1 protein-coding gene is annotated in these 415 nt (G+C 69.4%); it reads left to right on the top strand.

What is annotated here, in order from left to right:
- On the top strand, positions 1-265 hold a 265-nt coding region (locus KDL01_RS42340), incomplete at its 5' end, for a 2-oxo acid dehydrogenase subunit E2 (RefSeq protein ID WP_212534328.1).
- Positions 266-415: the final 150 nt, after the last annotated feature.

Raw genomic sequence — 415 nt, forward strand, 5'->3', positions numbered from 1 at the left:
CAGCAACACCGGTTCGCGCGGCGCGCTGTTCGACACGATCATCGTGCCTCCGGGCCAGGTCGCGATCCTCGGCATCGGTGCCACGGTGAAGCGTCCGGCCGTCATCGAGACGGAGGAGGGCACGGTCATCGGCGTCCGCGACATGACCTACCTGACCCTCTCCTACGACCACCGCCTGGTGGACGGTGCCGACGCGGCCCGTTACCTGACGGCGGTCAAGGCGATCCTGGAGGCGGGCGAGTTCGAGGTCGAGCTCGGCCTGTGACCCTCGGTCGCTGAACGGCCCCCGTGCCCCCGTCCGGAAACTTCCGGACGGGGGCACCGTCGTATGACGGCCGGCTTCGACCGTGGCGGGCCATCTCCGGTCGCGTCCGGTCGTGTTCGGTCACACGGCGCGTGTAAGTCTCGTCTCACC

The sequence above is a fragment of the Actinospica durhamensis genome (genome assembly GCF_018139695.1).
Taxonomy (GTDB): domain Bacteria; phylum Actinomycetota; class Actinomycetes; order Streptomycetales; family Catenulisporaceae; genus Actinospica; species Actinospica durhamensis.